The following is a 13,792-nucleotide window of genomic DNA, read 5'->3' on the forward strand; positions in this document are numbered from 1 at the left end:
ATTCCGGGATGGTCCGAAGGACCAGACCCGGAATCTCGAGATTCCGGGTTCGATGCTTCGCATCGCCCCGGAATGACGGGATAAACCGAGTGCTACGATGGCCATCGATCACCTCAATCCCCCGACGGGCCAAATGGCCGACAACGTCGTCGGCTTTGCCCGCGCGCTGCGCGCTGCCGGGATTCCGGTCGGGCCGGGTGCGGTCATCGATGCGCTCAACGCGCTGCAGGTGATCGAGATCGGCAACCGCGCCGATGTCTACGCCACGCTGGAAGCGATCTTCGTCAAGCGTCACGAACATGCGCTGATTTTCAAGCAGGCTTTCGACCTGTTCTTCCGCGCCGCCGAAGAGTGGAAGTCGATGCTGGATTCGGTGCCGCTGCCGGACCACGCCAAGAAAAAACCGCCGCCGGCCTCGCGGCGTGTGCAGGAGGCTTTGGCGCAACCCTCGATGCGCGAGGAGGCCCCGCAGGCCCAGGAGCAGGAGCTGCGGCTCTCCGTCTCCGACAAGGAGATCCTGCAGAAGAAAGATTTTGCGCAGATGAGCGCGGCCGAGATCGCCGAGGTCACCCGCGCGATCGCGGACATGCGATTGCCGCAGGCCGAGCTGCGCACCCGCCGCTACCAGCCGGACGCGCGCGGACTCAAGCTCGACATGCGCCGGACGCTGCGCGCGTCCTTGCGCACCGGCGGCGAGATCATCGACATCCGAAAGCTGGGGCGGATCGACAAGCCGGCGCCGATCGTGGCGCTGCTCGATATCTCCGGGTCGATGAGCGAGTATACCCGCCTGTTCCTGCATTTCCTCCATGCCATCACCGACGCCCGCAAGCGCGTCTCGGTGTTCCTGTTCGGCACCCGCCTCACCAACGTGACGCGCAGTTTGAGGGCACGCGATCCCGACGAGGCGCTGGCGCGCTGCTCGTCCTCGGTCGAGGACTGGGCCGGCGGCACCCGGATTGCCACCTCGCTGCACTCGTTCAACAAATTGTGGGGCCGGCGCGTGCTCGGGCAGGGCGCCATCGTGCTGCTGATATCAGACGGGCTGGAGCGCGAGGCCGACGACAAGCTGGCGTTCGAGATGGACCGGCTGCACCGGTCCTGCCGCCGCCTGATCTGGCTCAACCCGCTGCTGCGCTATGGCGGCTTCGAGGCCAAGGCGCAGGGCATCAAAATGATGCTGCCGCACGTTGACGAATTCCGCCCGGTGCATAATTTGAGTTCAATGGAAGGGCTGATTGCGGCGCTTTCGGCGCCGCCTCCGCCCCATCATCGCAGCGTGATCCGATCGGCAGCTTGAAAAGAGGCCCGCTATGCTCAATCGCGACGAAGACATCCTGCAGGCCGCCGAGGCCTGGCAGAAGGCCGGTCATGGGGTTGCATTGGCGACCGTGGTCGAAACCTGGGGATCGGCGCCGCGCCCGGCCGGCTCCAGCCTGGTCATCAATGACGACGGCACGTTCCTGGGCTCGGTGTCCGGCGGCTGCGTCGAGGGCGCTGTTGTCACCGAGGCGCTCGACGTGATCGCGAGCGGCCAGCCCAAGATGCTGGAATTCGGCGTGGCCGACGAGACCGCCTGGAATGTCGGCTTGTCCTGCGGCGGCACCATCCGCGTCTTCGTCGAGAAGGTAGCCCAGTCGTGAAGCTCCAAACTCTTTCCGAAGTGAACATCGAGCGCGCCGCGCGGCGGCCGGTGATCGTGATCACCGATACCGCCAATGGCGACCAGCGCCTCGTCAAGGCAAACGACATCGCATCCGATCCCCTGCGGGCTGAGCTTTCAAAACAATTGCGCATGGGCAAGAGCGGCATGATCGAGGCCGCCGGCAAGAAACTGTTCCTCAACGTCTACGCGCCGACCGCGCGGCTCGTCATCGTCGGCGCGGTCCATATCAGCCAGGCGCTGGCGCCGTTGGCGCGTTCGCTGGATTACGACGTCACGGTGGTGGATCCGCGCACGGCGTTCGCGAGCCCCGAGCGTTTTCCGGATGTGCCGCTGATCGCCGAATGGCCCGATGTCGCGCTGCCGCCGCTCAATGTCGATCATTACACCGCGTTCGTCGCGGTCACGCACGATCCCAAGATCGACGATCCGGCGCTGCTGCATGCGTTTGCGCGCGACTGTTTCTATATCGGCGCGCTCGGCTCGCGAAAGACCCACGCCAAGCGCGCCGAGCGGCTGAAGGCGCAGGGCGCCTCCGATGCCGACATCGCGCGCATTCATGCGCCGATCGGCCTCAACATCGGCGCGGTGTCGCCGTCGGAGATCGCGGTCTCGATCATGGCCGAGATCACGGCGGAGCTGCGGCTCCCGAAGGAAAACGTGAAAGAGCAGGCGGCATGAAGTTCGGCCCCGCCAGTCCGGCCGACGCGATTGGCGGCGTCACCGTGCATACGCTGCGCCAGGGCGCGCTGGTGCTCAAGAAGGGCACGACCATTGGCCCTGGTGAAGTCGAGGCGCTGACCAAGGCCGGCGTCAAGGAAATCGTCGTGGTGCGGCTGGAAGACGGCGACGTCTCCGAAGACGTCGCGGCCGCCAGCATCGCGCAGGCGGTGGCGGGCGAGGGCGTCAATGTCGAGCGCGCCTTTACCGGCCGTTCCAACCTGTTCGCCGCGCAAGCCGGCGTGCTGGTGGTCGATCGCGCTGCGGTCGACCGCATCAACGGCGTCGATGAAGCCATTACCTTTGCGACCCTGGCCGCCTTCAAGCCGGTGGTCGAAGGCGAGATGATCGCGACCGTCAAACTCATTCCGTTCGGCGTTGAAGCGAAACTGCGCGACGCCGCCGTTGCCGTCGCCGGCAAGGGCGCGCTGCGGATTGCTCCCTATACTATCAGGCGCGTCGGCGTGGTCTCGACCTTGCTGCCGGGCCTGGCGCCGAAAGTGATCGAGAAAACCTTGCGCGTCACCGCCGAGCGCCTCGCGCCGGCGGGCGCCGCCATCATCGCCGAGCGGCGCGTGCCGCATGACGAGACCGTGCTCGCGGCCTCGATCAAGGAGTTGCTCGGCCTCGGCGCCGAACTCGTGATCGTTTTCGGCGCATCCGCGATCGCCGACCGCCGCGACGTGATCCCGGCCGCGATCACTGAAATCGGCGGCGCGATCGAGCATTTCGGCATGCCGGTCGATCCCGGCAATCTGCTGCTGATCGGCAGCGCTGGCGGCGTGCCGGTACTGGGCGCGCCGGGCTGCGCGCGCTCGCCGGTCGAGAACGGCTTTGACTGGGTGCTGATGCGCCTGCTCGCAGGGCTGAAGGTGACGCGCGCCGAACTCACCGGCATGGGCGTCGGCGGCCTGCTGATGGAAATTGTGACGCGGCCGCAGCCGCGCACCGTTGCCGATGTCGAAGCCAACCGCAACGTCGCGGCCATCGTGCTGGCGGCGGGACGTTCGACGCGGATGGGCGGACCCAACAAGCTATTGGCCGAGCTCGACGGCAACAAGCTGGTGCGGACCGTGACCGAGCACGCGCTGGCCTCGAAGGCGATGGAAGTGATCGTCGTCACCGGCCATCAGGCCGACCTGGTCGAGCAGGCATTGGCTGGCTTGAGAGTGAAATTCGTCCGCAACCCGGATTTCGCCGGCGGGCTTGCAAGCTCGGTCAAGGCCGGCATATCGGCGGTGCCGGCCAATGCCGACGGCGCGCTGGTCTGCCTCGGCGATATGCCGCTGATCGATGCCAAGTTGATCGACCGGCTGATCGAGGCGTTCGAGCCGGATCGCGGCCATCTCATCGCAGTCCCGGTCAGCGAGGGCCGGCGCGGCAATCCGGTGCTGTGGTCGCGGCGCTTTTTCCGCGAATTGATGACGCTGGATGGCGATGTCGGCGCCCGCCACCTCATCGCCAAGCACGCCGAGGCCGTGGCCGAAGTCCCGGTCGAGGGCGAAAGCGCGTTTCTGGACATCGACACGCCGCAGGCGCTGGAAGCGGCCCGGCGGGGCTGACGCGAACTCTATCCATGTCGTCCCGGCCCTGAGCCGGGACCCATACCGCGTTGTGCTATCGGCCTAAGCAAGGTGGCCGACACCTGCTACAATCACGACCGCCGCGGCGTATGGGTCCCGGCCTTCGCCGGGACGACGAACGGATACATCCGTTGTCGCCTCACGCCGCCCAAATTCAACCTTCCGTTCACCAAGTCTCAACTCCCTCCCGGCTAGATTCCGCCCCACTGTCTTGGGGGATGGGGCCTTGATCGTTTCGACCGCTGCCGCGCAGCGCCGCGCGCTGTTCATTCTCGCGCTCACTTTGGCGATCGGCGCATCGCGATTCGTCACCGACAGCTGGGCGGCCGGCGCGTTGGCGGTCGGCAAATGCGGCGCCTATGGTCAGGCCTATGACTATCCCGCCGAAGAGACCGCGCGGGCTGCAGCGCTGAAGCAATGCAAGGGCGACTGCACCGCGGTGACCATGAAGCGCGCCTGCGCCGCGTTCGCGATCGACATGACCAAGCCCTGCGGCGCCCACGGCTATGCGGTGAAGCCGAAGATATCGAGCTCGCTCAATGCGGCGACCAAGAAGTGCTACGAATTCGGCGGCAAGGAATGCGTGATCCGCGCCTGGGCCTGCGACGCCAAGGGGTAGACTATTTACTCACCGTCATTCCGGGGCTCACGCCAAACGGCGCGCTCCGGAATGACTCGTATTGGAATGGTCATGCAATTCGATACCAACGGCGCTGTGGCGAAGCTAATGAAGCGCCTCGCAATTGCAGTAGCGGTCATCGCCGCCGTCGTGGTGCTGTATAAGCTGCAATACCCGACCTACAGCTATCGCTATCGCATGACCGTCAATATCGAGGTCGACGGTCAGGTACGTTCCGGCTCCAGCGTGATCGAGGTAACGGTAAGCAAACAACTGCAGTTCCTGCCAGACGTTAATCCACTCGAATATCGCGAGCGGGGCGAGGCCGTGTTCGTCGATCTCGGAAACGGCAGAAACATTGTCGCGCTTCTGGCCTCTGGCGCATTCGCGGAATCGTACGGCTATCCGGCGTTTCTCGTAACGAAGCATTTCAAGATGAATCTATTGGATAGTCGCCAGTTGGCGTCGCTTCCGAGTCTTCGTGGAAAATGGGAACTGACCCGGGACGATCTGCCTACCTTTGCAACATTCACTAATCCAAACGACCCTGCCACGCTAAGACTGGTTTCTGTCGATCAACTCGAGCAGGCATTTGGCCCCGGCGTCCATTGGCGCGGCGCCGTTGTTGAGATGACAACCGACGCCGTCGCATCCGTTATCGAATCAAAACTGCCATGGGTCACCAAACTAGCGTCCGGACTTTCCGGCGGAACGGTTACCCGATCTCCGGGAAAATTCACGCTCAATGGGCCTTATTTCAAGCGAAGCTAAGCCAGCCATCTAGCGATTCTTGCTTCCGCCGTTGACGCATTGCGGCTAACGAATGAATGAAATCCTGTCCATTGCCGGAGCCATCATGCAATTCGACACCAAAATCGCGGTCGTGATCCGGACCGATCTTGAGCCGTGGCAGAAGCTCAACGTGGCTTCGTTTCTGGCCGGCGGCATTGCCGCTTCGTTTCCCGAATGTATCGGCGAGCCCTATGGCGACGGCTCGGGCACCAAATATCTGGCGCTGATCGGCCAGCCGATCCTGATCTACGGCGCCGATCGCGCCGCGCTGTCGCGCGCGCTCGAACGCGCGCTGGCGCGCAGCGTGACGCCCGCGGTCTATACCGAGGACATGTTCAAGACCACGCATGACGCTGCCAACCGCGAAGTGGTGAGGACGGTGATCCGCGCCGAACTCAATCTCGTGGGGCTCGCCATGCGCGCCGAGCGCAAGGTGATCGACAAGATCATCGATGGGCTGAAGTTTCACAGCTAGGAAACCTGTTCCTGCCTGCGGGTTGGCGCTTTGCCGTCAGGCGGAATCGCCGCCGCCGCCCGCAGCGCCCCCGCCGATCGACGAGCCGATCGAAGTGCCAATCACTGGACCAAGAAAAACGTTGGAGGCCTGGGTGCAGAAATACGCGCGGAGCACACCCAGCGAGAGCATTCCGCCTGCGACGTGATCGAGATCTTCGATACCAAGTTCACGAATTTCACGGTTCGATGTGGTCATGTTTCACCCTGCGACCTTCGGTGAGATTCACGCTCACCTCAGGCCGCTGGGGTACGCCAATCAAGGCCGACCATCTGTGCCGGATGTCACATCAATTCCCGCAAGATGGCTGCGGCCAATTCAGGCGGGGGGCAAGCCGAGCGCCTGTCCGGCCTCCAGCCAGACCGGCAATTCGCGCTGATACAAGGCATTGCTTTCCTTGAAGCCGATTGCCGGTTCGAGCACGAAAGTGGCGAGAATTTCCTTCACTTTCGGATCGGAATTGGCCGCCACGAAGAGTTCGGACAGCCGATCGACGATCGGCTGCGGTGTCGCCTTCGGCACCGCCCAACCCGAGAAGCCGCTCACGGTGAAGAATTTTGAGGTCGCGCCGAGTTCAGGCAGGGTCTTGATGTGCGGGATCGCATCGACCTTCTTGGAATGCACCGCGAACACGACGCCGGCGTTGCTTTGCAGCACGGATTGCGCGGCCGTGTAGCTGCCCATCGCGACGTCGAGCGTGCCGTCCGCGATGCCCGTCCACATCGGCGCTTCACCCCGGTAGTGGATCGGCTCGATGTTGAGACCATACTGCTTGTTGAGTTCATTGATCGTGATGTGCGGGGAGGAGCCGGCGCTGTAGGTGCCGAAGTTCATCCTGCCGCTCTTGCGCGCGAAAGCGACGAAGTCGTCGAATGACTTGATGCCGGATTTCGTGCTTGCGACCATCAGCAGCCCGGAGCCCGGGATGATGCTGACGAGCGCCAGGTCCTTGTCCATGTCGTAGCCGGGGTTCTTCATCATGACCCGGTTCATCACAAAGGTCGTCGAGATCGAGCACAGGATCGTGTGGCCATCCGGCTCCGCGCGTGCGACTTCCTGAGCGCCGATCGAACCGGAGGCGCCCGCCTTGTTTTCGATGACGACGGTCTTCCCCACTTGCCTCGAGATGTAATCGCCGAAGCCACGCGCCAAGAGGTCGGTCTGACCGCCCGCCGGATAGCTGCAGACCATCCGGATCTGCCGCGACGGCCACGCGCCTTGCGCCGAGGCCCCGCGCAACAGGAATGGCGACGCGAAAGCGGCGGTACCGGCAGCGATGAAGTGACGGCGATTGAACTTCGTTGACATGATTCCTCCCTGAATTGCCGGGGAGGGTATCGCATCGTCCGGCTTCCGCCATACGTGAAAGACGGGACAGATTGGCGCAGCGCAGGGAAGGAGTGTCCCCGGTGAATATGCATGCTCGCGTGCGCTTCTTTGTTCGATTTGCACGCGAGACCGCGGGTGCAGCGCGCATCCGGCATTCTCTGCGTTATAATCGAGGGCAATCTGTTTAAGAACTCGGGGCGTGTCGCGCCGCGGGAAGGCGAACCGCGTTTGGCGTCACTGCGAGCCACCGGGTCGCGCGAATGCGCGCCCGATGACAGGCTCCGAAGCAATCCATTCTTGCTCTCGGTGGCCGGATGGATTGCTTCGCTGCGCTCGCAATGACGGGTTGAGACGATCCCGGCAGTCACGGGGACGTGAAAACGGCAGTTTCGGTCCGATTTGACAATGACTGACCGGTCAGTCATATAAGGGGCATGAGCAAGATACGCCCCAGCACCCGACGCCCAACCAAACCGGCCAAAAACCGCGTTGTGAGCCGGGCTGCCGCCGCCAGAACGCCCAAAGTGGTCTCGGCGAAGGTAGAATCCGCAAAACCCGCCTCAAACCGGGCCGAACGCGCCGCCGAGCGGCGCGGGGCCATTATCGAGGCGGCGATGGACGAATTCATCGCGCGCGGTTTTGCGGCGACGCGGCTCGACGACGTCGCCAAGCGGGCAGGCGTCGCCAAGGGCACGATCTACCTGCACTTCAAGGACAAGGAGGCGCTGTTCGAGGAATTGATCCGGACCGCGATCGTTCCGCTGGTCAACCGTCTTGCCGCGGCAGGGCCGCCGCCGGCTGGCGCCTCGATCCGGGACATGGTGGAGAACTTTGCCCGGGCCTTCATCCATGACGTGGTGACGACGCGGCGTGGCGACATCGTGCGCCTGATCGTTGCCGAAGGGCCGCGATTTCCCGATATCGCCGATTTCTACTTCCGCGAAGTGGTCTCGAAGGGGATCGCCGGCATGCGCGCGCTGATCGAACTCGGCGTCGCCCGCGGCGAAATCCAGCAGAAGAATCTGGCGCGCTTTCCGCAGATCCTCGTGGCGCCCGCCATCGTCGCGATCATCTGGCAAAGCCTGTTCAGCAAACACGCGCCACTCGATGCGAACGAGATGTTTCGCGTTCATCTCGATCTGATTTTTGGCGAACGGAGGACGACATGACTTCGTCGCGCAGGACCTTTTCGAAAGCGTCGACCATTTTCACCGTGCTCGCGCTGGCCGCCGTGCTGGCCGGCTGCAAGGAGCGCAAGGATCCCGGCTTTCAGGGCTGGGTCGAAGCCGACATGATCTTCGTCAGCCCCGACGAATCCGGGCGCGTGACCAAGCTCAGTGTGCGGGAGGGCGACGAAGTGAAGCCCGGCATGCAGATCTATTCGGTCGATGACGAACTGCAGAAGGCCGATCTCAACCAGCACAATGCGACGCTGGCCAATGCCCAGCAGACCTACGACCGTGCGGCATCCCTGAACAAGACCGGTTCGGGCACCCAGGCCAATCTCGACTCCGCGGTCTCGGCGCTTCGTGTGGCGGAGGCGCGCGTCAACACCTCGCAGACGCGGCTGGCCCGGCGCAACGGTTTCGCGCCGGTCGCCGGCACCGTTCAGCAGATCTATTTCCGCGAAGGCGAGATGGTGCCGGCGCAGCGGCCGGTGTTGTCGATCATGCCGCCCGGCAACATGAAGCTGCGCTTCTTCGTGCCGGAGACGCAATTGCCGAAGCTTGCGATCGGCGACGAGGTCAAGGTGACCTGCGACAATTGCGCGGGCGATCTTACCGCAAAAATCTACTTCATCGCGACGACGGCGGAATATACCCCGCCGGTCATCTACAGCCTCGATGAGCGCAACAAGCTCGTCTACCTGATCCAGGCGCGACCGAACAAGCCGGCCAGTCTGCGCGTCGGCCAGCCGATCAGCGTGTTCGTCAATGCGCCGATACCGGTGGCGGACAAGCGATGAATTCAGCCCCATCAACCGCGCCGGACATTGCGATCAATGTCGAGGGTCTGTCGAAATCGTTTGGCGGCCGGGCGGTCGTGCAAAACCTCTCGATGCAGGTCAAGCGCGGCTCGATCTACGGCTTCCTCGGTCCCAACGGCTCCGGCAAGACCACAACCATCCGCATGCTCTGCGGCCTGCTGACGCCGGATTCCGGCGAGGGCACCTGCCTCGGCTACGACATCCGCCGCGAGGCCGACAAGATCAAGCGCCAGGTCGGCTACATGACGCAGCGCTTCAGCCTGTATCAGGACCTCTCGGTGCGCGAAAACCTGGAATTCGTGGCGCGGCTCTACGGCCTGCCCAACGCGCCGGGCGCGGCGCGCGACATGATCCAGCGCATCGGCCTCAACGGCCGCGAGGAGCAACTCGCGGGCGAACTTTCCGGCGGCTGGAAGCAGCGGCTGGCGCTCGGCGCCTGCACGCTGCCCAACCCGCAATTGCTGCTGCTGGACGAGCCGACCGCCGGCGTCGACCCCAAGGCGCGGCGCGATTTCTGGAACGAGATCCATGCGCTCGCAGCCGACGGCCTGACGGTGCTGGTCTCCACCCATTACATGGACGAGGCCGAGCGCTGTCACGAGATCGCCTATATCGCCTACGGCAATCTGCTGGCGCATGGCACGGTCGATGAGGTGATCGCGCAATCGGCGCTGTCGACCTGGACGGTCACGGGCGACGATCTCAATGGTCTTGCCGCTGAACTGTCGGGCAAGCCCGGCGTCGACATGGTGGCGCCGTTCGGCACCAGCCTGCACGTCTCCGGCCGCGACAAGGCCGCACTCGAATCCAGCGTCGCGCCCTACCGGGGCAACAGGGGGTGGAACTGGCAGCATGGAGATCCGTCGCTGGAAGACGTGTTCATCGACCTGATGAGCCGCTCAAAGGACAATTTCCAATGAGTACGACCGACACAAACAGCGGACGCCGCAATGTGCGGGAGCCGTCATTCGGCTTCTGGTGGCGCAGCTATGCGATGCTGGTGAAGGAATTCATCCAGCTCCGCCGCGACCGGGTCTCGTTCGCGATGATCGTGATGCTGCCGGTGATGCAGCTCGTGCTGTTCGGCTTTGCGATCAACACCACGCCGCGCCATTTGCCGACCGCGGTGTTGCTGCAGGAAGACAGCGACCTGGCGCGCTCGATTCTCAAGGCGATGGAGAACACCGCCTATTTCCGCTTTACCCATGAAGTGCACAGCGTCGCCGAGTTCGACGATCTCCTGCAATCGGGCAAGGTGCTGTTCGGCGTCGAAATCCCGCGCGGTTTTGAGCGCGCGGTGCGGCGCGGCGATCATCCGGCGCTGCTGGTCGCCGCCGATGCGACCGATCCGGTGGCGGCGGGCTCGGCCCTGGGCACGCTCAACGGCATCGTGCAGACCGCATTGGTGCACGATCTGCAGGCGGGCGATCCGCCATCGACGCCGTTCGAGATCCGCGCCCATTCGCGCTACAATCCGGCGGCGTCCTCGCGGCTCAACATCGTGCCGGGCCTGGTCGGCACCATCCTGACCATGACCATGCTGATCTTCACGGCGCTGTCGGTGACGCGTGAGATCGAGCGCGGCACGATGGAGAGCCTGCTGTCGATGCCGATCAAGCCGGTCGAGGTGATGTTCGGCAAGATCATACCTTACGTGATCGTCGGCTTCGTCCAGGCAACGCTGATCATCGGCATCGGCGTGTTGTTGTTTGGCGTGCCCATTCTCGGCAGCCTGGCCACGCTGGCGCTGCTGACGACGCTGTTCATCACCACCAATCTTGCGATCGGCTACACCTTCTCGACCATCGTGCAGAACCAGTTGCAGGCGATGCAGCTGTCGATGATGTTCTTCCTGCCCAGTATTCTGTTGTCCGGCTTCATGTTTCCGTTCGCCGGCATGCCGAGATGGGCGCAATATATCGGCGAGTGTCTGCCGCTGACGCATTTCGTTCGCATCGTCCGCGCCATCATGCTGAAGGGTGCGACCATCCAGAACTTGCAGTACGACACCATTGCTCTCATTGCACTGATGCTTTTGGCGATGACGATCGCCGTGACCCGCTTCCGTCGCACGCTCGATTGATGCAATATATTTGATGTCATTCCGGGATGGTGCGCTAGCACCAGACCCGGAATCTCGAGATTCTCAGATGTGCAATTGCACATCGTAGTTCGATGCTGCACATCGCGTCGGAATGACAGGGTGGGGAATGGTCGGATGCTGGGGCTATGGGGCCATAAAAGCGAGAGGCCGGTGGTATCGGCTGATTTTCAGCGCGCGCTGACGCAGCAGATACTGCGCACCGAGCTGATCCGGATCAAGGCGCTGATCGGGACCACCGTCCTGATCGGGACACTGATCCTCATCGTCCATGTGCTCGATCCCGATGCGATCCAGAAGCTCTGGCACGGCCGCTTCGACCCGAGCGAGCTCTTCATCGTCCTGGTCCCGTTCGTTCTGTTCGAACTCTGGGTCCACTCCGTCATCACCCGGCACCTCGGCAAGGACCAGGACCTGCCGGTTTACCGGCGCTACGTCGGTGTGCTGGTCGAAACCTCGATGCCGACGCTCGCTTTGGCGATGCACATCGACAGCATGGGTCCGGTGGACGCGCTCGGCTTCGCGGTGCCGCTGACCTATTTCATCTTCGTCATTCTCTCGACGCTGCGGCTGGATTTCTGGCTCTCGACCTTCACCGGATTCGTTGCCGCAGCCCAGCTGCTTGCCATGGCGATGCTCTATCATCGCGCCGGCAGCGCCGATCCGCCGCCGGACCTGTATTATCACTCGGTGCGCAGCGTCATCATCCTGATCTGCGGGATGCTGGCGGGCGCGGTCGGCGTGCAATTGCGCCGGCAGTTCGAGGCCAGCATTCTCGCCGCGACGGCGCGTGACCGCATCACCAACCTGTTCGGTCAGCACGTCTCGCCGCAGGTGGTCGAGCGGTTGATGGCCGAGGGGGCGGCGACCGGCAGCGAAATCCGGCGTGTCGCGGTCATGTTCGTCGATTTTCGCAGTTTTACCGCGGGCGCCAGCACCCGCACCCCGCAGGAAGTGGTGGACCGCCTCGATGGGGCCTTTGCGGTGCTGGTCGACATCCTCGACCGCCATGGCGGGATCGTGAACAAGTTTCTGGGCGACGGCTTCCTGGCGCTGTTCGGCGCCCCGTTCGACGCGGGTAACGCCGCGCACCGCGCGGTGGCCGCTGCGCGCGAAATGCTCGAGGCGAACGAGCGGGCCAACCAGGCGTCCAGCTGGCCGCTGCGCATCGGCATCGGCATTCACGTCGGCGAGGTCGTCGCCGGCAATATCGGCTCGCCGCGGCGCAAGGAATACACCGTGATCGGCGACACCGTGAATTTCGCCAGCCGGCTCGAGGCGCTGAACAAGGATTTCAATTCGCAGTTTCTGATCTCCGAAGCGGTTCACGACGCGCTCGGAGAGGAATGTCGGGACGCGGTCGCGCTCGGCGAGGTTCCGGTCAGAGGCTATGAGCGGCCGATGACCGTGTGGCAGTTGGGATAGGAGAATGGCAATGCAACGGCGTTACATCACCGTCGACGTGTTCACCGATCGCGCCTTCGGCGGCAATCCGCTTGCCGTGGTGCTCGATGCCGGCGGGCTTTCGACGGCGCAGATGCAGGCGATCGCCACCGAGTTCAATTATTCCGAGACCACTTTCGTGCTGCCGCCGGCCGACCGCGCCAATGACGCGCAGGTTCGTATCTTCACCGTGAACCGCGAGCTTCCGTTTGCCGGCCATCCCAATGTCGGCACCGCCTACGTGCTGGCGACGCAGGCCGCAAAACCGCCGGCGCGACTGCTGTTCGAGGAAGGGGCGGGCCTCGTCCCGGTCGAAATTGCGACCGAGCAGGGCAGGGTCGTCAGCACCGAATTCACGGCGCCGCAGCCGCTGAAGCGGATGTCGCATCTCAGCGCCGAACAGGCGGCTTCCTGCCTGTCGCTGTCGGCGAGCGATGTGAAGGTTGATCGGCATCCGCCGCAGGTCATCTCGGTCGGGCTGGCGTTCCTCGCCGTTGAACTCACCTCACGCGAGGCGCTGCGCCGGGCGAGGCCGAATGCGGAGGGATTCGCGAAAACCTTCCCGTGCGACGGCAGCGATGCGGTCTATTTCTATACGCGCGACGTGCCGGCAAGCGGAAAACCCTGTGAGTTGCAGGCGCGGATGTTTCATCCCGGCGCCAGCGGGCTTTCCGAAGATCCCGCCACCGGCAGTGCCACCGCCGCTTGCGCGGCGCTGCTCGCCGATCTCGATCCGGTGAGGGATGGCGAACTGAAATTGCGGATCGGCCAGGGCGTCGACATGGGGCGGCCGAGCCTGCTGCTGACGCGCGTCCGCAAGCAAGACGGCGCGGTCGCCTCCATCCATGTCGGCGGCGCCAGCGTGCAGATGATGGAGGGCACGTTCCGGCTGGCGGGCGAGGGGTGAGGGATTGGGCATCTCTTCGTCATTGCGAGCGCAGCGAAGCAATCCATGCTGCGGCATATGCGGATGGATGGATTGCTTCGTCGCTTCGCTCCCTTGCGCAAACGCTTTGCGTTTGTCGCAGGCAATGACGGCTA

Annotated in this window: 15 protein-coding genes; 13 read left to right on the forward strand and 2 right to left on the reverse strand. The window is 63.8% G+C overall.

Annotated elements, in window-relative coordinates; translation table 11 throughout:
• Positions 1–97: 97 nt before the first annotated feature.
• From JQ567_RS35575 to JQ567_RS35605, 7 genes are all read left to right on the forward strand, one after another.
• Positions 98–1,300 (forward strand): VWA domain-containing protein, encoded by a 1,203-nt coding sequence (locus JQ567_RS35575; RefSeq protein ID WP_212443132.1) that lies wholly within the window; start codon positions 98–100, stop codon positions 1,298–1,300.
• 13 nt (positions 1,301–1,313) lie between these two features.
• The gene (locus JQ567_RS35580) at positions 1,314–1,643 is read left to right on the forward strand and encodes an XdhC family protein (protein ID WP_212036957.1); all 330 of its coding nucleotides are present in this window, start codon (positions 1,314–1,316) and stop codon (positions 1,641–1,643) included.
• Positions 1,640–2,344: an XdhC family protein gene (locus JQ567_RS35585; protein WP_212443133.1), complete on the forward strand. Its 705-nt coding sequence runs from the start codon at positions 1,640–1,642 to the stop codon at positions 2,342–2,344. The genes JQ567_RS35580 and JQ567_RS35585 overlap by 4 nt, the downstream gene beginning before the upstream one ends.
• Complete coding sequence (locus JQ567_RS35590; RefSeq protein WP_212443134.1) at positions 2,341–3,945, forward strand: NTP transferase domain-containing protein; 1,605 nt, start codon at positions 2,341–2,343, stop codon at positions 3,943–3,945. The genes JQ567_RS35585 and JQ567_RS35590 overlap by 4 nt, the downstream gene beginning before the upstream one ends.
• 250 nt (positions 3,946–4,195) lie before the next feature.
• The gene (locus JQ567_RS35595; protein ID WP_409363655.1) at positions 4,196–4,585 is read left to right on the forward strand and encodes a DUF4189 domain-containing protein; all 390 of its coding nucleotides are present in this window, start codon (positions 4,196–4,198) and stop codon (positions 4,583–4,585) included.
• A gap of 72 nt (positions 4,586–4,657) precedes the next feature.
• Entirely contained in the window at positions 4,658–5,356 is a 699-nt protein-coding gene (locus JQ567_RS35600) for a hypothetical protein (protein ID WP_212443136.1), read from the forward strand.
• Between the two features lie 85 nt (positions 5,357–5,441).
• On the forward strand, positions 5,442–5,852 hold the full coding sequence (locus JQ567_RS35605) for a DUF2000 family protein (RefSeq protein WP_212443137.1): 411 nt from the start codon (positions 5,442–5,444) through the stop codon (positions 5,850–5,852).
• 36 nt (positions 5,853–5,888) lie between these two features.
• On the opposite strand, the gene JQ567_RS35610 is transcribed toward JQ567_RS35605, so the two are convergent.
• Complete coding sequence (locus JQ567_RS35610) at positions 5,889–6,089, reverse strand: hypothetical protein (protein WP_212443138.1); 201 nt, start codon at positions 6,087–6,089, stop codon at positions 5,889–5,891.
• 120 nt (positions 6,090–6,209) lie between these two features.
• Positions 6,210–7,199, reverse strand: coding sequence for a tripartite tricarboxylate transporter substrate binding protein (locus JQ567_RS35615; RefSeq protein WP_212443139.1), 990 nt, complete (start codon positions 7,197–7,199; stop codon positions 6,210–6,212).
• A 455-nt stretch (positions 7,200–7,654) separates the two neighbouring features.
• Here JQ567_RS35615 and JQ567_RS35620 point away from each other — a divergent pair, with 455 nt between their 5' ends.
• From JQ567_RS35620 to JQ567_RS35645, 6 genes are all read left to right on the forward strand, one after another.
• On the forward strand, positions 7,655–8,389 hold the full coding sequence (locus JQ567_RS35620) for a TetR/AcrR family transcriptional regulator (RefSeq protein WP_212443140.1): 735 nt from the start codon (positions 7,655–7,657) through the stop codon (positions 8,387–8,389).
• Positions 8,386–9,186, forward strand: a complete 801-nt coding sequence (locus JQ567_RS35625) for an HlyD family secretion protein (protein WP_212443141.1) — start codon at positions 8,386–8,388, stop codon at positions 9,184–9,186. The genes JQ567_RS35620 and JQ567_RS35625 overlap by 4 nt, the downstream gene beginning before the upstream one ends.
• On the forward strand, positions 9,183–10,127 hold the full coding sequence (locus JQ567_RS35630) for an ABC transporter ATP-binding protein (protein ID WP_212443142.1): 945 nt from the start codon (positions 9,183–9,185) through the stop codon (positions 10,125–10,127). The genes JQ567_RS35625 and JQ567_RS35630 overlap by 4 nt, the downstream gene beginning before the upstream one ends.
• A complete protein-coding gene (locus tag JQ567_RS35635) occupies positions 10,124–11,290 on the forward strand; it encodes an ABC transporter permease (RefSeq protein ID WP_212443143.1) in 1,167 nt (388 codons plus the stop codon). Before JQ567_RS35630 ends, JQ567_RS35635 begins: the two co-directional genes overlap by 4 nt.
• Before the next feature lie 135 nt (positions 11,291–11,425).
• The gene (locus tag JQ567_RS35640) at positions 11,426–12,733 is read left to right on the forward strand and encodes an adenylate/guanylate cyclase domain-containing protein (RefSeq protein WP_212443144.1); all 1,308 of its coding nucleotides are present in this window, start codon (positions 11,426–11,428) and stop codon (positions 12,731–12,733) included.
• A gap of 10 nt (positions 12,734–12,743) precedes the next feature.
• Positions 12,744–13,658 (forward strand): PhzF family phenazine biosynthesis protein, encoded by a 915-nt coding sequence (locus JQ567_RS35645; RefSeq protein ID WP_212443145.1) that lies wholly within the window; start codon positions 12,744–12,746, stop codon positions 13,656–13,658.
• Positions 13,659–13,792: the final 134 nt, after the last annotated feature.

Origin of the sequence: Bradyrhizobium sp. AUGA SZCCT0431 (assembly GCF_018131065.1) — a bacterium.
Classification (GTDB): Bacteria; Pseudomonadota; Alphaproteobacteria; order Rhizobiales; family Xanthobacteraceae; genus Bradyrhizobium.